Here is a 20,204-nt window from a genome sequence, read left to right on the forward strand (position 1 = left end):
GCGTCATCGAACCATCGGATAGATGCTCCGGCTTTTTTGGCATTTTACTGAACAAGGGTTTTCTCCTCTTCTCAACCCATATTCACCAGTAAATCTGTTCTACTTATAGGTAGATCATAAGATCGTTTTGTTAAGGGGCGATAAACGACATGTTGTTGTTTTGTAAATTTCTCCATGAAGGCCGCTGCCGCCACATGGACGGATCGCCGCTGGAAATAAAATCCGCGCCGCTTTCCAGCGCTTCGATTATTTCCTCCTCATAACGGATCAGGCCGCCCACAATCAACGGCTGCTTAATCGTGTTCTTCAGCTCGCGAATGACCCTTGGCATCAAACCGGGCATCAGTTCGACCTCATCGGGCTGTGTGCTGGCGATCATTCGAATGGCCGTATGGACGGCCGCCGTATCAATGGCAAAGATGCGCTGAATGCTCTGGATTCCCGCTTGCCTGGCCGCAGCTACCGCATTAGACTTTGTCGTTACGATCCCGTCCACCTTAAATTGCTTCGCCAAGTAGTCCACGGTGTGCGAATCCCTGCCCAAGCCCGAGACCATCTCCAAATGGACGTAAACCTGTTTGCCGCTGTCATGGATTTGCTGAATGATCGTTTCCAGATTACCGATATGTCCTGCCATCAGATTCACCCGTTTGACGCCGCTGTCCAGCACGCTTTGTATTTGCTCCTCCTTAGTGACCGAAGCGATGATCGGATAATTTTTCATGAATTCCACCTCCACATGCCTTGTTACCACTATACCCTTCAAATGTTTGCGGAGTGTTAAATCCCCCGTTTCAAACCGGATTTTATGAAAAGTGATGAAAAACTCTGAAATTCGTTAAAATCCTGAGACCGGGTGGCATGATACCCGCTTTCATTGATTTTCATTGGAAATGATTGCCGTTTTCATAGAGGAATATCGGCTTTGTCAAAACCTGACGGAGATACGATAATAAAGCTATAGATCGGGAGGAGGTTGTTCAAATGTTAAAAAAATTGGTGGCTGCTTTGAACAAGTTTATCGATGCTCTGGAAGTCAAGGAAGACAAAACCAATTCGGTTTACAATCAGTATCGCAGCCGGATGTACGAATAAAAAAAGGGTGATTGGATGAAGCCGAATCATGAATAAGACCCTGTTCTCTCCGAAACCGGACGGAATAGGGTCTTTTTGCGCGGATGGAATCATTTAGAAATTTGGGTTTACGACATGGAGGAGATAATGGTAGTGTAATAGATATTGTCTTATTATTGTTTAAGCTGCAAGGAGGAGAACGACATCAAGATCAAAGGAGTTTTTATGGTTCTGTGCGCGGCTGTCTGCTGGGCGTTATCCGGAATCGCGGCTCAGCTGTTTTTTCAGCATTTTGCGGCAGCGCCCGGCATCCTTGTCTCTATTCGTCTGCTCTCTGCCGGTGTCATCATGATCCTGCTGCAAAGCCTGATTCAGGGAACCAAAAACGCTTTTTCCGTCTGGTCGCATAAAAAGGACCGGCTTACCTTACTTGTCTTTGGTTTAATAGGGATGTTAGGCGTTCAATACACCTTTTTTGCCGCGATTCACCATGGAAATGCGGCCACAGCCACCCTGCTGCAGTATTTGGGACCGATCTTCATCATCGTCTATGTTTCCCTGCAGTTCAGACGAATGCCCGGCAGCCGGGAGCTCATTGCGTTCCTGTTAGCTCTGACCGGCATTTTCTTCATGACGACGAGCGGCTCTGTCGATTCTTTAACGATAACATTGGAAGCGTTTATATGGGGAATCCTGTCCGCCATAGCCGCGGCATTCTATACCTTGTTCCCGGCAAAGCTGTTGAAAGCCTGGGGACCGGTTTCCGTCGTCGGCTGGAGCATGGTCATCGGCGGTGTCGGACTTAGTCTGTTTCACCCGCCATGGTTTTTCGATTGGAGCCAAGGCTCCCTGCTTCTGTTTGCCTTGCTTGCGTTTATTGTCATCGTAGGCACCATTACTCCATTCTATCTGTTCCTGGACAGCCTGCGGTTTGTCACGCCGGCCCAGGCCAGTATCCTCGGCAGCGCCGAACCGTTAACAGCCGTACTGGTTACCACCGTATTTTTACATACGCCTATGGATCCGGTCCAGCTCCTCGGCAGCCTTTGTATCATCGTGTCCGTCCTTGTCTTGGCGCTTCGATCGGCCCGCAAGGATGCCTCCGGCGCCGACAAGACCGCCTCTGGATAACCCATGGGTTAGTCCTGTAATTTTCTATGGTACGTCGGAAAAATGCATCGTAACCGGCCCCGTCAATACCTCAATGGCCTTTGAAGCCAATGCTTCGGGCAGCAGATTTTCGGATATCCGGATTTCCTTTAATTCCAACGTATTTTTAATCCGGACGATTCTCACTTGATGAAAATCGGGCACATTACACGTTTTTATCGCCGCCTGTATCGCCAATTTTTCCGTCGGAAGAACCATGGGAACCTTGACAGGGGTTAGGACCGTGCTTGTAAAAGCATTCATATAGCCCTTTTCCCAATCCATTTCATCAAAAAGCTTACGCGTAATCACATCCGCCGAGCCGATGCCCAGCGAATTGCCCCGGGTTTTGGCCGTTAATCCGAGAACTGCAATACGGCTGATGGCGGGAGCCGTGCTTTTGACGTACGGTGTATGGAAGCGTCCGGTTATATTAGGGTCCATGCCGCTGCCGGATATATCCTTTCCGATCTCATCTACAATCAAGACATCGATAGGATCGAACAATAACCGGGGCATGAGGGACTTGGCTTCCAGCAGTAACCCGGGTTCGATGTCTTCCAGCCGTTCGGCAGGTACGGCAGCGATCCTGGCGGGCCGGTCATAAGCATTCTCAATAACAGCTACTCCAAAAATAACAGGGAGCTTGGAAAGAACGATTCGGGCCATCTCGGGGACATGCTCAGCCATGTATTTAAAACCGTAGGCATGAGCGGCATCAGCTCCCTTATGCTTCCCGAGGCCAATCGTGATCATTTTCATCAAACCGCTTTCGATCGGACCGCTGAAGGCGGTGTGCGGTTTAATCCGGTTAATCACGATAATCTTGTCGGCTTCATAAGCAATTTTATCGGTGTAGACAGGCAAACCCTTAGGTAATCTGCCCACCTCCACGACGTCCATGCTCGAATGTACGGGAGCCCCGACGGATTGTTCCGTAACCCCCAATTGCTCCAATACTTCGGCCTGGCCTTCAGCCGTCGCTCCGCCGTGGCTTCCCATAGCCGGTACAATAAAGGGATGGGCACCGGCAGACTTGACGGCGCGGACGACCTCTCTTACGATAATGGCAATATCGGCTATTCCCCGGCTGCCCACGGCTATAGCGACCCGATCTCCTTGAGAAACCCGCGGCAGAACGCCGGCTTCCTTCATCGCTTTGCGGACAGCCGATGCCGTATCGCCAATTTCGGGAGCAATGAAGTGTTGCTGTACTTTGATCATCCTGGGAATCGGAATATCGCGCAGTAATGCTATGATTTTATTCATCATCGTTCTCCTCATGTTTCAGGATCGGGCGCTGCGGCTACATTCCGTTTACGACATGCTCGGGTCTTTTTTTGTTCACAAGAACGTCCACGATATTCCGCACGCAAATCATGCCGATTTCATTGACAGCTCCGCTCGTATAACCTGCAATATGAGACGTGGCTATACAATTGGGCAAACCAAACAGCGGATGCTCCCGAACCGGTTCTTGTTCGAATACATCCAATGCGGCTCCGGCAATGGAGCCGTCTCTTAAAACCTCGTACAGGGCATCTTCGGATACAATCCCGCCCCGGGAAGCATTGATCAGATAGGCGCTTTTCTTCATCATGTCCAATTCTTTGCGCCCGATGAGATTTTCCGTTTGTTCCGTAAGCGCGATATGAAGAGTTACAAAATCGCTTTTACTCAAAAGCTCTTCAAGGGAAACGAATGTGACCTCATGCTTCTCCGCGAAGCTGTGATCGGGGTAAGGATCAAAGGCCAGAATATTCATATCAAAGCCTCTGGACCTGCGGGCTACTTCCTTGCCAATGTTGCCGAGCCCTATGATGCCAACCGTTTTCCCATAAACGTCGGAGCCAAATATTCTTGGCCACTCGCCCTTTTTGGTTAATTCGACGGCCGCCGGAATTTGACGGGCCAAGGAAAGCATTAAGGCAAAGGTAAAGTCAGCTACCGCATGCTTGTTGGTATTGGGAACGTTCGTCACCCAAACTTGACTTTTCCTGGCCGCTTCCAAATCGATGTTATCCACCCCTACGCCATGTTTGCAAATAATCTTTAAATTCGGCGTACGAGCCAGAACATTCGGCGTAATGGCATTAAAAGCAACAATGGCGGCATCCGCATCCTGGATTTCGGCAATAAATGATTCCTCTTGAATATCCGCCGGCAATTGAACCAACTGCATCCCATGTTTTTCTAGATATTTCACAGGCTCATTCGAATATTTGGCAAAGGATGGCGATGTGGATACGACTTTCATTACTGAATCTCCCCTTTAGAACCTTTTCTCGCGGTAAAGAAAACTTTCAGCTCCGCTGATAACTTAGATTTTCTTCTATCATCAAAAACCGTGCCGAGGCCGATCCACGTCCGGATCACACCCACGTTTACATTTCAACATCCGCCGAAAGACCATCCTTCTTTTTCATCAGCCCCGCAACAAAGCTTGCGATCAGAATCATAGCAGAAAGCACGAGCAATGTTGCGCTTAACGGACGCGTAAAGAAACCCATAAAATGGCCTTCGAACAAGGCAAGGGATTGCAATAATGAATTCTCCATCAGTTCCCCTAATACAAAAGTGAGCACGATGGGTGCGAGCGGAATATCCACTTTTTTGAATACATATCCCACAATGCCGAAAACGAACATAGCCGCTACATCCCACAAGCTGTTTTTGACGCTGTATGATCCGATGATCGATATAATCAATATGATTGGAAACAGTAATTTTGCCGGAACCAACGCAATTTTGGCCCAAATCCCGGCAAGCGGCAGGTTCATGATCAGAAGCAGCAGATTACCGATAAACATGCTGGCGATAATCGCCCATACAATATCCGGGTTTTTTACAAACAGTGTAGGCCCCGGGGTAAGACCATGCATGATGAACGCTCCCAACAAGACCGCAATCGTCGGCGAGCTAGGAAGTCCTAAGGTAAATAACGGAATAAGGGCTCCGCCGCAATAAGAATTGTTAGCCGTTTCGGGACCGGCCACGCCTTCAATGGCTCCTTTTTCCGAATCTGGAAGGGTCTTTGGCCAATTTTTTCTCGAGCGAGTAAGACAAAATCGCCGGAATGACGGAGTTCGTCCCGGGAATTAACCCCATAAGAAAGCCGAGCAGGCTTCCTCTGCCAATGGATTTAAGCGACGGCTTCCATTCCTCCCGCTTAGGCAGAACGCCCTTCACCTTCGGAATTTTCTGCGCTTTCTCCTGATTTTCGAGTCCGCTTAAAATTTCGGATAAGCCGAATAGGCCCATCGCAATCATCACAAAATCAAGGCCGTCCATTAATTGATCCTGGCCAAAGGTAAGGCGCACCGTTCCCGTCATCGGGTCCATGCCAATCATAGCCAACACCAGGCCTATGACGGCTGCAACGAGACCGCGAATGAGGGATTTTCCCATCAAGCCAATGACCATGATCATGCCTAACACCATCAGCCCAAAAAACTCCGGCGGACCAAACTTCAGAGCATATTCGGCAACGGGAGGACCGATCAGAACAAGCCCGATAATGGAGATGGTCCCCCCGATAAACGAACCGATCCCTGCTATTCCAAGCGCGGCGCCCGCACGCCCTTGCTTGGCCAGCGGATGTCCGTCCAGGCATGTGATGACGGAAGCAGCTTCCCCGGGGGTGTTAATTAATACCGAAGTAATGGTGCCCCCATACATGGCGCCGTAATAAATCCCGGCAAGCATAATAATGGCGGATACAGGCTCCATACCGAAGCTGATCGGAAGCAGAATGGCGGTAGCGGTTGTCGGACCAAGCCCCGGCAGCACGCCCACAAGCATCCCTACGGTTACTCCGATCAAACAATACAACAAATTCCAAAAGGACAGCGCCGTTTCAAATCCGTGCAATAACATGTTGAAGGATTCCATCAGCCTCACCTACCATCCAAAAGAATTAACCGGCAACGGGATTTTTAGAAGAACCGCAAAAACGACAAAAAAGACCAGCGTGACTACCGTTGAAATGGCCATTCCCACATACCATTTGTAGGCTTGCATGAACATGAGGGAAAGCATCGCAATGCCTGCCACACAAAAACCGGTAAACGGGACAATCAGAAGAAAAAAAAGGAACGAACCAACAAAAAGCAGCACCCTTCGCAATGCTTTACCCTTGGGTAAGATGTCGCTTACCTCAACTTCTTTTTTAATAAAGGATTCGATAATATACAGCACGGACAGAAGGATCAGCAATCCGCTTAACCATAACGGGAACAATCCCGGTCCCGGCCCGATTGAACCGCGATATTCCAAAGATAAGGAGCTGAAAAACATCGTGCCTGAAAAAAGCAGCAGGACAAGGCCTACCCAAACCCCCGCATTTCTCACAAGGAAACACATCCTTTAATCATATTGCTCTTTACTGCCGTTAAAAAAGACTGCTTACCCTCCGTGAAGCACCATCTCATGATTGTTTATGGTAAGCAGCCCCAGTCGCTGCATGGAAGTATCTTATTTTCCAAAACCGATCTTATCGATCCATTCTTTGGTCACTTTCAATTCTGTACGGATTTTTTCTTCCACTTGATGCGGGCTGTCGTTATTGGCAATCAAGTTTGATTTCGTCAAAAAGTCATGAAACGCATCAGATGCGAAAGCCTTGGCGAATGCTTTGTTTAAAACCTGATATACATCCTCCGGCGTACCTTTGGGAACTGCGATAAATTTGTACACGCCCCATTTGACGTCAATGCCTTTTTCGCTCATCGTAGGCACGTCGGGCATTTCCGGTACACGCTTTTCATTGAATACGCCGATAAATCTGATTTTCCCGGACTTCACATACTCCATCAGTTCTCCCGGATGGGCTATACCGATATCCACTTGCTGGCCAAGTACGGCCGTGGCTACTTCCGCTCCCGACTTGTAAGGAACGTGCTGTCTTTTCATCCCCGCTGTTTCAAAGAAGGTTTCCGCAGCCAGATTAGATAATCCGCCGGCGCCCGATGTCGCATATTTAATCGCCTTACCGCTGCCTTTGGCATTCAGTACATCATCAAGTGTTTTATACGGGGAATCCACATGCGCTGCAAATACAAGATCTTCAAAGGTCGTAGCGTGCACGATTCTGAAATCATCAATGGAATATTCCAGTTGGTTCAGGAGCGGCTGCGTAGTGAAAGGGCTGTTCGAGCTAATGACCAAGGTATATCCGTCAGGCGCAGACTTGGAAACCTCCGTAACCGCCAAGGTTCCCCCTCCTCCGGCCTTATTGACCACCATGACCGGCTGGCCAAGCTCTTTCTCCACCTCTTTGGCCAATGTGCGGGCCATCAAATCGGTGCTTCCTCCGGCAGCCCAGGGAACGATTAAATTAATCGGTTTGGTCGGGAATTTGGCCTTTGCCGCTTCCGGCTGACCCGATTGGGCTTGCTCTCCTTGCTTAGGCGCCTGTGCACAGCCGAACAGTAAAGTTAAAGTTAACAGCACAGCCATCATAGTAATCACATTTTTCTTCATGTATAATGACCTCCCTAATAGAATATCAATCAACAACTTACACATATATAATAAAGCGCATTCATTTAAACCATTGCACTACCGTTCGATGCCTGGATAACGCCCTTCTGAATATAGGCATCCATAACCTTCATGAGCTGGTTGTATTTTGCCTCAGGCAGCGCGGCAACAGGAGCTCTGGCCGGCCCGACAGGCAAGCCCATGATGTTCATCGCTTCTTTTAAGACGGTTGGCAATGTCCCCAGTCCCATGGCCGATCGAATGGCCCTTAGCTGTTTTTGCCCCTCCTCGGCTTCCGCAAAGCGTCCCGCTTGCCAGTGAGTATAAATCGATACGACCGTCTCCGGTAAAATATTGGCTGTCGCCGCTATAGCTCCTTTACCTCCGGCCATCAGGGTCGGCAAGATGAGGGAATCCGTCCCGGCTAATACGGAAAATTCAGGTCCGACGGCATCAAGATATTGCAGCGTGTTATCAAAGCTTCCGCTGCTGTCTTTAATCCCGACGATATTAGGAATTTGAGATAATACCCCAACCGAGCCTGGCAGCAGGCTGTTCCCCGTTCGGGATGGGATGTTATACAAAACGACAGGAAGGCGGGTCGAATCGGCAATCCGTTTAAAGTGCTCCACGAGCTCGTCCTGTGTGAACGTCAGAAAATACGGCGTAATGACGGAAAGCGCATCGGCGCCGATTTCCTCCAGCTTTTTGGCCATACGAACGGTTTCAGAAGTTGTGATGCAGCCCGCACCTACATATACCGGTACTTTCCCTTTGACCTCATCTATAATGATTTCGGCAATTCTTATTTTTTCATCGAACGTTAGTGAAAAAAACTCTCCGTTCGTTCCTAAACAAAATAATCCATGAACACCGGCGTCCACATATCTTTTAACTAATTGGCGGAGTACGGGTTCATTTACTTCTTCCGATGATGTAAACGGTGTCACCATAGCCGGAATAATGCCTTCTGGTTTTAACATTCGATGGTTCCTCCTCTATGTACGAACGAACATAATCCGAATAATGAAATAGCATAAGAAGATCCAGAACGATACAGTGCTACAGTGTTGCCGCTATCATAAATGTAATGATGAAACGGCCACTGATTCTGATATTGAACACCAAGTATATTAAATGTTGTATACATGGTAGCTAGAGCCATCATACTTGAATTGGTTTTTACAGTCAATCCTTTCTGAATAAGATGAACTCCTGAAATTGGCATGGCGATCGCTGTCCGTTTCACCTTCTTTTTTTGTTTTATGTTGTATACAACATTAATCACATCATAATGGATGATCAATGATTTTGTCAACGTATTTATATAACCGCTTCCAAATAAAATGGGAAAACCTTCTCTGCAATTGACGTCATTTGTTAATGGCTGTAATATAGAAAATGAAATATGATGTATATAACATATAGGCATCATAATCGTGAAGGGTTAATGATAGTCTCTTATGAAGAAAAATGGATCAAAAGGAGTTTATATATGGAACTGCCTAAAATCGATACTTCGAATTTATGGGATAAAACCTATAATATATTAAAGGAACGAATCATCCGCCGGGAATTTAGACCGAATCAAAAGCTCTTAATCCCCGAATTGGCCGAGCAGCTTGGCGTAAGCAGAACACCGATTCGGGACGCATTAAACCGTTTGGAGATGGATGGTTTGGTGACAACGGTATCCAAGGTCGGCACTTTTGTTAATGGCATCGAGATTCATGATGTATTAGACATTATGGATACTCGAATGATGCTGGAATTTTGGGTGGCGGAAAAGTTGGCTGATGTCCCCAAGGAGGAACTGGAAAAAGAATTAATGGTGATGGAGGCCATTATTCAAAGATCGCTTAAAGATATAAAAACATTGTCTTTAAAACAATATTTACAAAACGATTACAATATGGCGTTCCATCTGAAATTTATGGAGTTGGGCAGAAACAATAAAAATACTGAAATTTATAAAAATATTATGAATTACAGATTTTTGGCGGCCGAGACCTCTTTAATTTCAGAGGATATGATTACTACTGCCGCCAATCAGCATCTGGCGATTATTCAATCGTTAAGAGACGGGAATGTTCAACAGATCAAATCCGTTATCAAAATTCATTTAGACGATTCCAAAGAACGTCTAATCCTCAAGATCGATAAGAACGGCGGAATTATTTGATCATTCCGCCTTCTTTAAGTTTATTTTTGCACAGCGACAAGATAATGCTAATCCAACGATGATCATCCCGCTTTCTTATCGGCTTTTTACTAGCAGGTCAACAGCTTCCTTCACAATCATGCCCGTATCCTTTCCTTTTTCCTTCTCTTCAATAATGCATTGCTCCAGATTGACGGCGACGATGTAGGCCATCGCTTTATCTGCGGCGCTGCGTACAGCGGAAAGCTGTGCCACGACCTCCTTGCAATCTTTGCCTTCCTCCATCATTTTCAAAATACCGCGAACTTGCCCTTCGATGCGTTTAACCCGACGAAGCACGCTTTCATCGTATTTTATCATTCGATTTTCCTCCATTCCGATCCCGTCCAGGTATATTAATAGCCGCTCACCCTGCGCAGTGCATACAACTGAGAGAAGCCTTTATTTTTGAGTACACGGGCGGCTTTTATGCTTTTACGGCGGCTATCGGCGAGGATCAGGACAGGCTCGTCCGGTGAAAGCTCATTCCGCCAGACGAACGGCAGACGACCTAACGATATATTAATTGAGCCGGGATAATGATTTTTCTGATAATCCGCCGCGTCCCGTACATCAACAATTTTCAACGTCGTCATTTCTTCCCGTGCCGCCTCCAATATCCTCGAATCTACGAAGGACAGCCCGCTTACAGGCCAGACACTTCTTATGAACCATATCAATCCGATGGCCAACAGCACCAATAAAATAGACACTTTCCTTCCCCCTCGCAAAAACCCGCAGCCGCTTCAAACCTCAAGTATCCGTTTGCGGCGGCTGCCCTGCATCCAGCTGAACACTGTATTTTCTATGATTGCTATTAAATAAACAGGTTGACTTTCCTTTTAATTATTACTTATACCCCTACAGGTAATATAACGTGTGCGGTATGGTTTTGCAATCCTGCAATCCTCGAATGGATTGCCAAATCTTATACATTTGCTTTGGCCTCAGGCCAGTTCATTTTTATTCCTCTTTATTTATCGTGAATCGCACAACGGTTAGGACCCATTTCCATTTCACGCTGTTCTTCGTCCGTCGGTTGAATTTTACCCATATTGGTTTGACGAATCGCCTGATAGGAATTAGGATGCTGCGGCAGATTATCGGTAACCGCGCATCTGAATTCCGCTTCATCCAGGATGTTTAGCCCGGGGTTGCTTTGGTACAGATCTCCCAAACGGGCGGCTGCTTTTCCGCCTTCACCCAGCTCGGATATTTTTCCGAAGTGGGCGGGAAGCACGATTAAATCGTCGGACAATTCTTTGTAGCGGCTGTACAGGGTATGACGCAAATCCCCGGCCCAATCCTCGGCTTTCCCCGCCAAGTCCGGCCGGCCGATCGATTCAATAAATAAAATGTCTCCGGTCAGCAAATACTGATCATCGACAATAAGCGATGTACTCCCGATCGTATGGCCCGGCGAGTATACAGGTTGAATCTTAATCCGTGTGTTTCCAACCGTAATCTCTTTGCCGTCCTCGAGCTTTTCGTAGGCAAACACGACCTCTGCCGCATCCTTTGGAGGCAGCCAGTAGGCTGCTCCTGTTTTCTCTGCCAGGATTCTTCCTCCGGAAATATGATCTGCGTGCAGGTGGGTATCGATCGCGTGTTTAATCGTCAGCCCGTTTTCTTTGGCAAAGCGCTCAATCACGTCAGTCATTCTAACCATGTCGACAACAGCTGCTTCGCCATCGGAAACGATCATATACGAAAGGCAGCCTTTGCCGATACGGACAAACTGGTAAATGGAGCCCCCGTCCTTCAAATCGCCGATCTTGACCGGCTCCAAATACTCGCTCCAGGACTTCATCCCGCCTTCAAGGTAATAAATAGGGCTCCGGCCGGCCTCTGCAAGCTGTTCGGCAACAAATTTGGACGATCCTTCTTTGGCGCAGACAACGAGAATCTGTTTGCCTTCCGGAATCCGACTCAGAACAGAGTCCGCTCCCTCCAGCCATTCAAAATACGGGATATTGAGGATTTCGATGCTTTCCCCTTCCATTTTCCAGTCGTTAAAGTCACTTTCGTTGCGGACGTCCAGAATGAACAGTTCTTTCTTATCGAGAATAAATCTTGCCGCTTCTTCCGCCGTCATTCCCTGTATATCGTCTGCCGCAGCCATATGCCCGATCCCCCTTTAATTAGAACGTTAAAGTGACGTTGGCATCCTTCGCGAAATCCAGGAAGGTCACGGCCCCGCCGACTTCGATGCCTTCAATGAAATCTTCTTTCTTCATGTTCATCACATCCATGGTCATTTGGCAGGCGATGATTTTGACCCCCATGTCTTGCGCCATATGAACCAGCTCGGGAATGGACGGTACGTTGGCTTTTTTAAATCCTTCTATAAAATTCTCTTTACCCGCAGGCAGCGGCAGCTGCCGATATCCCTGTTTATGAATGAGATTAAGTCCTTCAAAGGTGAAGAATATAGCGACTTCGGAATCGGTAGCGGCCGCGGCCGTGGCGATGTTGAATACCTTATAGGCATCGAACAATCCGCCGTTGCTGGCAATAATAGCGACTTTCGTTGACATCAGGAATGACCTCCGTTTATTTTATTGATTTTTCTCGGTCGGACCGGTCCAGCCGGACATACCGGGCAGGATGTTTTTTACGTTTTTAAAGCCATTGTCGGCGAGCAGCCGGCAGGCCAAATCGCTCCGGGTGCCCGTTTGGCAAACGACATGTATTTCCTGCTCCGGTTTCAGCTCGATGAGCCTGTTTTCCAACTGGCCCAATGGGATGGAAACGGCCCCGGGAATCCGATGAAAAGCATATTCCGCAGGTTCGCGCACATCCAACACCAACGGTTTTTCATTGGATTCCAGCTTGATTTGCAGCTCCTCGTTCGTCAATGTATGCGGAAATTTGGTTTCTTCCTTGACTTCATTCGGGTTGGCTTTACGCAGGTAATGCTTCAATACCTCTCCTTCGTGAATGGTTCCCAAATATTGATGCCCTGTGTTCTTTGCCCATCCCCGGATATCTGCCAATGAGCCTTTATCGGTAGCCTGCACTTCAATGACTTGACCGGGATTCAATTGGTCCATGGCTTTTTTCGTTTTGACAATGGGCATCGGACAAGCTAGTCCTTTACAATCCAATGTTAAATCTGCTTGAACCGCTGACGGCGTCGACATCTCATAACCTCCATTTTAGATTTATTATTTTATACTTATACTCCTATGTGTATAAAAAAGCTTGAATTTTTTCTCTGCAGCCAATAGATTAGTACTCGACTTCTCCAGTCCATTCCATCATGCCTCCCGACATATTCATGACCTTATAACCGAAAGACTCCAGCATTTCGCAGGCTAATCCACTCCGATTGCCGCTGCGGCATACGACGATGGTTTCTTTCTCAGGATCCAACTCCGTATGCCGTTGACCAAGCAGCCCCAATGGAATATGCCTGGCGCCGGGGATATGCCCGGACTCCCATTCGTTATTTTCCCGAACATCCAGAATGGTCAATGCTTCCCCCCGTTCTAATCTTTGTTTTACTTCCTGAGGTTTCATCTCTTTTGAATATTTACCTGCCACTTTTATCACTCCTTCATATGTCAAAATATCAATGACTCCTTTTCATTTTATACTTATACCCCTATGGGTATTATATTATGATGTTTATGTCTTTCTGTCAACACTCCCCCTGTCATCACCGGCATTACTTTTTCTGGAAGTCCCTCCTGAAGTTCCGGATAGTAAAAAGCTTCCCAGCTGTCCTAGGACCGCGGGAAGCTTGCTATCGCTGAATTCATGCATTCATACTCACGTGCGGACAAACAACAAAAATATTCCGATGAAGAAAGCTATAAGCACAACCCAACTCACTATAGCAACCCAAATTCCCGAGCTTCCATCTTTAGTTTCCATCTTGTCCACTCCATACATTTGATTACCTATAACTTTCCCAATAACAGGACGAATATGCAATCCAAATGTAAATCCCCTTCATGCGCCATCCTCCGCTTAAACATATGGTACAAGAAAAAGGGTGCCGATTCCTGCCGTAATAACGCCTGCGGGAATGCCGAGCGGTTGAAACAGCAACCTTCCCGCCAAATCCGCGGCTGCCATCTCCCTCCGGCCAGTCTAATATTTGATCAAGGCGGCTCCCCATACCAAGCCTGCACCGAATGCCGTCATTAAAATCGTATCCCCATGCCGGATTCTCCCGTCCCTTACCGCTTCGTGAAATGACACTGGTATGGTTGCCGAGCAGCTGTTTCCATAATTGTGAATGGTCTTGACCACTTTCTCTTCCGGAAAATGAAGATTCCGTGCCACAGCGTCTATGATGCGTTCATTGGCCTGGTGCGGAATGAACCAATCTACTTGATCGATGCGATACCCGTTCCTCTCCAATATTTCTTCGGCACCCGAGGTCATGGCTTTCACAGCCGCCTTGAATATTTTCCCTCCATCCATGACCATTTTGGATTTATATTCTTCCGAAGCCGGGTGCCTGCTGCCCCCGCCCGGAACATATAAAAACTCGAAAGCTACCCCGTCGGCATGAAGCGATGTCGAGATGATTTCACCCTCATCGTTATCCTTCATTCGGGAGACGATAACCGCTCCCGCGCCATCGCCGAAAAGGATGCTCGTGTACGGATCGGAATAATCGGTTAGTTTGGATAATGTATCCGCACCAATCACAAGGATGCACCGGTGCATCCCCGCCTTGATATACTGGTCGGCAATTTGAAGTGCAGATAAGAATCCGACGCAGGTGGAATGAACATCCATGGCACCGATAGGACGACATCCCAATTGACGCTGAATTTGGCAAGCCACAGGCGGAAGAATATGATCAGGCGTTTCTGTAGCAACAAGAATCAAGTCAATTTCCGATGCCAGGATGCCGGCGTCATCCAACGCATCTAACGCGGCCAGATAAGCCAAATCCGACGTGGCTTCCGAGACGCCCGATATCCGCCTCTCCCGGATGCCCGTTCTGCTGACGATCCACTCATCTTCTAAAGAAATCAGTCGCTTTAAATCTTCGTTCGTCATACGTCCCGTCGGCAAATAAGCGCCGATCCCGCTTATCGCGGCTCTATACATCACTGTTCACCCCGCGGCTGTTCGGATTCCTTGCAGTGCTTTGGACATTTCAACGATTTGCCGGGCTAAACCTTTGATTCTTTGCAGCACGGACGCATCGACGACTTCATGCCTGTCGTTAAAATGATCCCGGTGCGCATACACATAATCCGGGGTCACATAAGCCCGGAAGTACCCGGCAATCGGCTTCAGTTGATTCTCGATAACCAGGAAGTGCTGATAGGTCCCGCCGGTGGCGATAAAACCGATGACCTTATCCCTAAAAGCATCCGGAGGCAGCAGGTCAAACACATTTTTTAGCGGGGCAGCCATAGACGCCTGAAAGACCGGTGTCCCGATCACAAAGCAGTCTGCCGATAAAACGGCTGCCATTACTTTTTGCGTATCAAGGTTATACGCCGCCGGATTGCGGCCGTCGCAAAACTGCACCTCATAATCTCTTAAATCCAGCATTTCCGTTTTCAGGTCCGGCTCCAGAAGCGCCGCATGTTTCACGACCTTTCTCACAACCGAGCTTGTTTTTTCTCCAATAATGGTCCCCGATATCCCGAGCATTTTCATTCCGGTTCTCATCCTTTCAAGCTTTGTGGTTCAGCCATGACCAGCCGGTCATACAAATGCGTTTTCATCCGCCGTAGGAATGGCCTGCTTCCGGCTACAGCCATCATTTCAGGCTGGAAGGCCTGCACATAAGGTTCCGGAGGCTCTATTCCTTCCAAGGCCACCTGACGATGCAAAAACAGCATACTTCCGGAAGAGCCTGCAGGCACAGCGCATGCTAATATCGCATCGTTCTCGAACGCCCAAATGCGCTTCATCCAGATTTCGCTGTCATGCTGTCCCGAACCGCTGACTGCAATGATATCCGCCCCTTGCTTGGCCAACACGCGATAAGCTTCCGGATAATCGGCATCCCTCCCGGTCAGAATACCCACCCTCCCGAAAGGAACTTCAAAGGTGCGGAATCCGGTGCATTCCCGATGGAGCTTGTGATGAACCTGTTTATAGGAACCGACGACCCCTTCAGGACCGACTAAGTACATGGCACATTCTCCCGAATCAGATGCCAAGACGCTCAGGGCGATATAACCTCGGAATAACCCGGCCAACAGCTGAAGCTCGTGTAAAAGCTTTTCCGCCCGATCCGTTCCCAAGGCGCCCAAGGCGGCTGTACCGATCTCAGGAAGGACATATAAACGATTGGTGGTCATTAAACGCGGCTGAACCGACTCCAGCGATTGCCTCAATTGATCGAGGGTTCCAGATCCATCCCCATTCATGTCCAGCGGAAGGACGACGACTTCAAATGGAGACGGTTCTCCGATTGGACGCGTTTCCCCTTCTTTCCAAAGATACGGGTGAAGCAAAATCTCTTGATACGCTTCCGGTCTCCGGCCTCTCAGGATTCTCTTTCTCTTGTCCGGATCAGCCCGAACCGTCCCGTAGACAAACCCTTCACCCGATATCAGCGACTCCTGAACGGACCCATCGGCATCGATAATTGCGCTTCCTCCCGTAAATCGGGCGCCTCGTTCCGTATCCGAGCGGTTCGCCGCAATCCAGCACAAACCATTCTCCTTCGCGCGCAAGCACCAAGTCTTGCTTGGTCCGCCATTCCCGCTGCCAACCCAGTTTGTCGGAAAAGCGATCACGTCCGCTTCTTCTAACGCCGCGATCCGGGCAGGCTCAAAGTACATCGCATCCATGCAGATCAGCATAGCTATGTTTCCTATGGGGGTGGAAAAGACAGGAAACCCCTCATTGCCTTCCCTGGCCCATCGCGGATCGGCTGCGAAGAGGTGCGTTTTCCGATAGCTCCCAACCACGCCCTCCGGCCCTATAAGAACGGCGGAGTTATAGTACGCGCCTGTGGAGGGATCGACTTCCGGCAAGCCAGCGACGGCATAGCAGCCATACTCCCGGGTTACAGAGCAAAGGGCTTCCGTAGTCGGACCCGGGATCGTTTCGACATAGGGGGCGATTTCCTCCCGGTTCTTCCACACATACCCGCTGGAGGACATTTCCGGAAATACGACGAGCCGGGCGCCGTTTGCAGCCGCTTCCCGGAGAAGACAGGCCATGCGCTCGCGGTTCAATGACGTGTCCCCGAGCGACGGATTGAATTGAATCGCCGCCGCTTTGAAACCTGACGGAATGCGCGCTTTCCTATCCATGCCGGGCCACCACCAGGGATTCATTCGCCCAATCGATCAACACCACTTCCTCCGCACCGTTCCCGACAAGCACCCGGGTATCCGAAGTCAATTCGCCAACGACGGCGGCGGTGATTCCCTCCTTGGCAAAAATCGATAGGATCTCCTCCGTATGCTCAGCATCCGCCGCCAGAATGAAACCATACCCGGGAAACATTTGCAGCCATCGTTCGAGCTCCACGGCCTCCGGTTTCGGCACACGGTCGATATGGACATAAGCACCGCAGCCGGCATTTTCCGCCAGCATCGCAAGTGTTCCTAACAATCCTGCATTGCTGATGTCTCTGGCGGCGACGGCCAGCCCCTTCTCCGCAATGGCAGGAAGCAGCTCCAGTTTTTTCAACAATGCCCAAGGTTCTTTGGCGCTGGTGCAGTCCCACTGTAAATAATGTTTATAAGGGGTTCCATCCAAATCTACCGCAGCGATCAAAGCTTGCCCGGCCCTGCCGCTCGATGCCCGCAGAAGATGGGTGGCTCTGCCGATGATGGCCGTCGCCACCCCTTCGGTTTCCTCGGGCAAATAATGCCCTCCGACCATAGGCACCCCCAGCTTGCGGCACCCTTCCGCCATTCCCTCGGCGATCAAAGAAGCTGTCGCTTCATCCGAAGCGCTCAGCATATTCACCATAGCCACAGGCCGGCCGCCCATGGCGTAAATATCGCTTACGCTTACGAGCACTGCGCAGTAACCCGCCCAGAGCGGATCCTCCTTCACCAGCCCAGGAATGATTCCGTCACACGACATCAACAAGTAACCCTCGGCACTTGGAAGCACGGCGGCATCATCGCCGATCGGGTCCAGCATAGCGTTTGGATCCCACTGGAACTTTTGCAGGGGAATCTGAATATCCTTCTTTCTGCGAAATCCGGAGGATTCCGCCAGGTGGCTCACAAGCCTGCTTAACTCATTCATTCGACAGCACCCTCCGATACAAGTTGATATGACCTCCGGCCGTTTGCGGCCAAGTATATTGACGGGCCGTCATTCCGGCATTTTTGCGCAAACGGTCGGCCAAGGCGGGGTCATGGGTTAAACGAAGCATATTGGCAGCGATAGCCCCTGAATCCATGGGATCTGAAAGCAGCGCGTTATGTTCATGCGTCATAAATTCTTGAAACACTTCAATATTGGAAGCAACAACAGGAGTTCCGCTGGCCATGGCTTCAAGAATGGACAGCCCCCAGCCTTCCTTGATCGAAGGCTGAAGATACACATGCGCTAACCGGTATAAATGCTTGACTGTCCGATCATCGGGAGAGGGGATGATGCGCACGTCCGACCTGATCTCAGCAGGCAGGCTTTCCAGCAAACGTTCGAACCCGGTACGATAAGGCCGGTAATCGAACAGCGTCGTACCCCCTGCGATGACAAGCACGGCTTGAGGAATACGCTGTTTTACTTCAACAAAAGCCCGAAGCGTTTCGATCGTGTTTTTGCGGGGTTCGATGCCCCCAATGGTTAAGTAAACGATCTTCCCCTTTAAGGGGGCCAACGTCTCCGTATCGATGGAGCTTTCATCGGAAGTGAAGAACCGCTCGTCCACGCCGTTGTGGATCACCGTCGATGAACGCGAATACAGGCTTTCCAGCTTTTCCTTCCAACTTTGGCTGACCGTGACGATGGCCCTCGGCTGAAGCACCGATTGATGCTGGCATTCCACCAAGGCCGGGGTAACGAAATCGTCCAAATGATGGACCGTACGGAGAAAGAAGGAAATGAGGCCCTTCTTTCCAAGTCGGGTCAATGCATTGGCGCTGATACAATCCTGCGCATGATGAATGTCGAATGCCTCCAACCGCTCCTTCTCTAACGCGTCGGTATACGTTTCGATGTAACGAAGGATGCGGTCTTCAAATCCCTCATGTTCCCTGGTTTCAAACGGGAACACAGTTGTTTCCGTACCCACCGGACGGTAAAACTGCTTTGTGCCGTTTAAGCCCAAAGCAAAGACCGTAACCGAACATCCCTGTTCTTTCAATGCCTCGGCTAAGGCCAGCGTGTGTACCACCCCGCCTCTGGGCTTTGTGTTGTAGGTATATAGAGCGACATTCACCTGACGCCACACCCTTTCGTACATATCACCTATGCGCTGGCAGCCGCCGTGGAGCTTTGCAGCAGCCCCGCGTATTGAACGACCTTGTTCACGCTGTCTTCCGCCCCGCCGATCGGCCGGATATGGATGCCCCGGATGCCTTCGATCTGCCGAAGCTGCTTAATCAGTTCGGCGGCAATATGCAGGCCCTCTTCGCTCGAGTGTGAAGCGGCGAGTCTTGCATGCAGCGAATCGGGGATCACAACGCCGGGAATCCGAAGCGCCTTCCCTACATGATCGGCATTACGCAGAGGCAGGATGCTGGCCATGATAGTGACCCGCTCATGCAGTCCGCGCCGCCTTGCCTCTTCCATCCATTCTCCGATCAGGTCCATATCGAAAACCAACTGAGTGCGAACAAAGCTCGTTCCGCTGTCCGCCTTCGCCTCCAAACGGTCAATGAGTTCCTTAATCGGTTTGCCTGCAATATTTTCAACCGTACCGATCGAAAATTGGGGAGGCTCCTGCATCGGCGTTCCGTCAAAAAGCTTCCCTTCATCGGAAAAAATTCTGGCGTAGCGCACGAGCTCCATCGTCTCCAGATCATAGACTTCTTTGGCGTTTGGCTCCGTACCTACCTTAGCCGGGTAACCTCCCAGGATCGTAATATTTTTCACTCCGATGGCGGCAAGCCCCATCAGATCGCTCTGAATTCCCATTCGATTCCGATCGCGGAGGTTGATTTGTACAATTGGCTCCACGCCGACCTGACGTACGAAAAAGGCGCCGACTACCGGCGAAAGCCTGGCGATCGCAAGCAAATTGTCGCTTAAATCGACTGCATCCACATATCCGCGGTAACGTACCGCTTGTTCAACGAGGGGGCGAGGGTTCCAATCCCTCGGCGGAACAAGCTCGGCGGTTACCGCGAAGTGATCGGGATTCAATCGCCCTTTTTCCAAAAGGATCGTCATCGTTACC

The 20,204-nt window shown here is 49.5% G+C and carries 22 protein-coding genes; 2 read left to right on the forward strand and 20 right to left on the reverse strand.

Going from position 1 to position 20,204, the window contains the following annotated elements:
- Window positions 1–130 precede the first annotated feature (130 nt).
- Window positions 131–724: a glycerol-3-phosphate responsive antiterminator gene (locus NR121_RS09350; protein WP_054817412.1), complete on the reverse strand. Its 594-nt coding sequence runs from the start codon at window positions 722–724 to the stop codon at window positions 131–133.
- A 575-nt stretch (window positions 725–1,299) separates the two neighbouring features.
- Between NR121_RS09350 and NR121_RS09355 the strand changes: the two genes are divergently transcribed.
- On the forward strand, window positions 1,300–2,205 hold the full coding sequence (locus tag NR121_RS09355) for an EamA family transporter (RefSeq protein WP_217437411.1): 906 nt from the start codon (window positions 1,300–1,302) through the stop codon (window positions 2,203–2,205).
- A 24-nt stretch (window positions 2,206–2,229) separates the two neighbouring features.
- On the opposite strand, the gene NR121_RS09360 is transcribed toward NR121_RS09355, so the two are convergent.
- The 7 genes from NR121_RS09360 to dapA all read right to left on the reverse strand — a co-directional run bounded on the left by NR121_RS09360 (window position 2,230) and on the right by dapA (window position 8,687).
- A complete protein-coding gene (locus tag NR121_RS09360) occupies window positions 2,230–3,492 on the reverse strand; it encodes a nickel pincer cofactor-dependent isomerase, group 22 (RefSeq protein ID WP_054817411.1) in 1,263 nt (420 codons plus the stop codon).
- Window positions 3,493–3,529: 37 nt separating this feature from the next.
- Window positions 3,530–4,480, reverse strand: a complete 951-nt coding sequence (locus NR121_RS09365) for a phosphoglycerate dehydrogenase (RefSeq protein WP_074729881.1) — start codon at window positions 4,478–4,480, stop codon at window positions 3,530–3,532.
- A 127-nt stretch (window positions 4,481–4,607) separates the two neighbouring features.
- On the reverse strand, window positions 4,608–5,219 hold the full coding sequence (locus NR121_RS09370; RefSeq protein WP_256831111.1) for a tripartite tricarboxylate transporter permease: 612 nt from the start codon (window positions 5,217–5,219) through the stop codon (window positions 4,608–4,610).
- A gap of 4 nt (window positions 5,220–5,223) precedes the next feature.
- Window positions 5,224–6,114: a tripartite tricarboxylate transporter permease gene (locus NR121_RS09375; RefSeq protein ID WP_256831112.1), complete on the reverse strand. Its 891-nt coding sequence runs from the start codon at window positions 6,112–6,114 to the stop codon at window positions 5,224–5,226.
- 9 nt (window positions 6,115–6,123) lie between these two features.
- On the reverse strand, window positions 6,124–6,573 hold the full coding sequence (locus NR121_RS09380; RefSeq protein ID WP_062409587.1) for a tripartite tricarboxylate transporter TctB family protein: 450 nt from the start codon (window positions 6,571–6,573) through the stop codon (window positions 6,124–6,126).
- 123 nt (window positions 6,574–6,696) lie between these two features.
- Window positions 6,697–7,704 (reverse strand): tripartite tricarboxylate transporter substrate binding protein, encoded by a 1,008-nt coding sequence (locus NR121_RS09385; protein WP_054817408.1) that lies wholly within the window; start codon window positions 7,702–7,704, stop codon window positions 6,697–6,699.
- 65 nt (window positions 7,705–7,769) lie between these two features.
- Window positions 7,770–8,687 (reverse strand): 4-hydroxy-tetrahydrodipicolinate synthase, encoded by a 918-nt coding sequence (dapA, locus tag NR121_RS09390; protein WP_062409589.1) that lies wholly within the window; start codon window positions 8,685–8,687, stop codon window positions 7,770–7,772.
- A 512-nt stretch (window positions 8,688–9,199) separates the two neighbouring features.
- Between dapA and NR121_RS09395 the strand changes: the two genes are divergently transcribed.
- Window positions 9,200–9,886: a GntR family transcriptional regulator gene (locus NR121_RS09395; protein WP_062409590.1), complete on the forward strand. Its 687-nt coding sequence runs from the start codon at window positions 9,200–9,202 to the stop codon at window positions 9,884–9,886.
- Between the two features lie 75 nt (window positions 9,887–9,961).
- Here the strand turns inward: NR121_RS09395 and NR121_RS09400 are convergent, their stop codons facing one another.
- From NR121_RS09400 to NR121_RS09455, 12 genes are all read right to left on the reverse strand, one after another.
- On the reverse strand, window positions 9,962–10,225 hold the full coding sequence (locus tag NR121_RS09400; RefSeq protein WP_054817406.1) for a metal-sensitive transcriptional regulator: 264 nt from the start codon (window positions 10,223–10,225) through the stop codon (window positions 9,962–9,964).
- A 35-nt stretch (window positions 10,226–10,260) separates the two neighbouring features.
- The gene (locus tag NR121_RS09405; RefSeq protein WP_054817405.1) at window positions 10,261–10,617 is read right to left on the reverse strand and encodes a rhodanese-like domain-containing protein; all 357 of its coding nucleotides are present in this window, start codon (window positions 10,615–10,617) and stop codon (window positions 10,261–10,263) included.
- A gap of 260 nt (window positions 10,618–10,877) precedes the next feature.
- Entirely contained in the window at window positions 10,878–12,026 is a 1,149-nt protein-coding gene (locus NR121_RS09410; protein ID WP_054817404.1) for an MBL fold metallo-hydrolase, read from the reverse strand.
- Between the two features lie 19 nt (window positions 12,027–12,045).
- Window positions 12,046–12,441 carry a DsrE/DsrF/DrsH-like family protein gene (locus tag NR121_RS09415; RefSeq protein ID WP_062409593.1) on the reverse strand — a complete coding sequence of 132 codons (396 nt, stop codon included), beginning with the start codon at window positions 12,439–12,441 and terminating at the stop codon, window positions 12,046–12,048.
- Between the two features lie 21 nt (window positions 12,442–12,462).
- Window positions 12,463–13,047, reverse strand: coding sequence for a sulfurtransferase TusA family protein (locus tag NR121_RS09420; protein WP_074729885.1), 585 nt, complete (start codon window positions 13,045–13,047; stop codon window positions 12,463–12,465).
- An 88-nt stretch (window positions 13,048–13,135) separates the two neighbouring features.
- Window positions 13,136–13,426, reverse strand: coding sequence for a rhodanese-like domain-containing protein (locus NR121_RS09425; RefSeq protein WP_054817462.1), 291 nt, complete (start codon window positions 13,424–13,426; stop codon window positions 13,136–13,138).
- Window positions 13,427–14,002: 576 nt separating this feature from the next.
- Window positions 14,003–14,977, reverse strand: a complete 975-nt coding sequence (locus tag NR121_RS09430; RefSeq protein WP_054817403.1) for a beta-ketoacyl-ACP synthase III — start codon at window positions 14,975–14,977, stop codon at window positions 14,003–14,005.
- A 6-nt stretch (window positions 14,978–14,983) separates the two neighbouring features.
- Complete coding sequence (locus NR121_RS09435) at window positions 14,984–15,538, reverse strand: NADPH-dependent FMN reductase (protein ID WP_062409596.1); 555 nt, start codon at window positions 15,536–15,538, stop codon at window positions 14,984–14,986.
- A gap of 8 nt (window positions 15,539–15,546) precedes the next feature.
- Window positions 15,547–17,151 carry a nitrilase-related carbon-nitrogen hydrolase gene (locus tag NR121_RS09440; protein WP_256831114.1) on the reverse strand — a complete coding sequence of 535 codons (1,605 nt, stop codon included), beginning with the start codon at window positions 17,149–17,151 and terminating at the stop codon, window positions 15,547–15,549.
- Window positions 17,144–18,103: a sll0787 family AIR synthase-like protein gene (locus NR121_RS09445; RefSeq protein ID WP_256831115.1), complete on the reverse strand. Its 960-nt coding sequence runs from the start codon at window positions 18,101–18,103 to the stop codon at window positions 17,144–17,146. Before NR121_RS09445 ends, NR121_RS09440 begins: the two co-directional genes overlap by 8 nt.
- Complete coding sequence (locus NR121_RS09450) at window positions 18,096–19,268, reverse strand: MSMEG_0565 family glycosyltransferase (RefSeq protein ID WP_256831116.1); 1,173 nt, start codon at window positions 19,266–19,268, stop codon at window positions 18,096–18,098. Before NR121_RS09450 ends, NR121_RS09445 begins: the two co-directional genes overlap by 8 nt.
- A 5-nt stretch (window positions 19,269–19,273) precedes the next feature.
- The gene (locus NR121_RS09455) at window positions 19,274–20,197 is read right to left on the reverse strand and encodes a methylenetetrahydrofolate reductase (protein WP_074729890.1); all 924 of its coding nucleotides are present in this window, start codon (window positions 20,195–20,197) and stop codon (window positions 19,274–19,276) included.
- Window positions 20,198–20,204: the final 7 nt, after the last annotated feature.

This window comes from Paenibacillus sp. Pae15 (assembly GCF_024519685.1).
Taxonomy (GTDB): Bacteria; Bacillota; Bacilli; order Paenibacillales; family NBRC-103111; genus Paenibacillus_G; species Paenibacillus_G naphthalenovorans.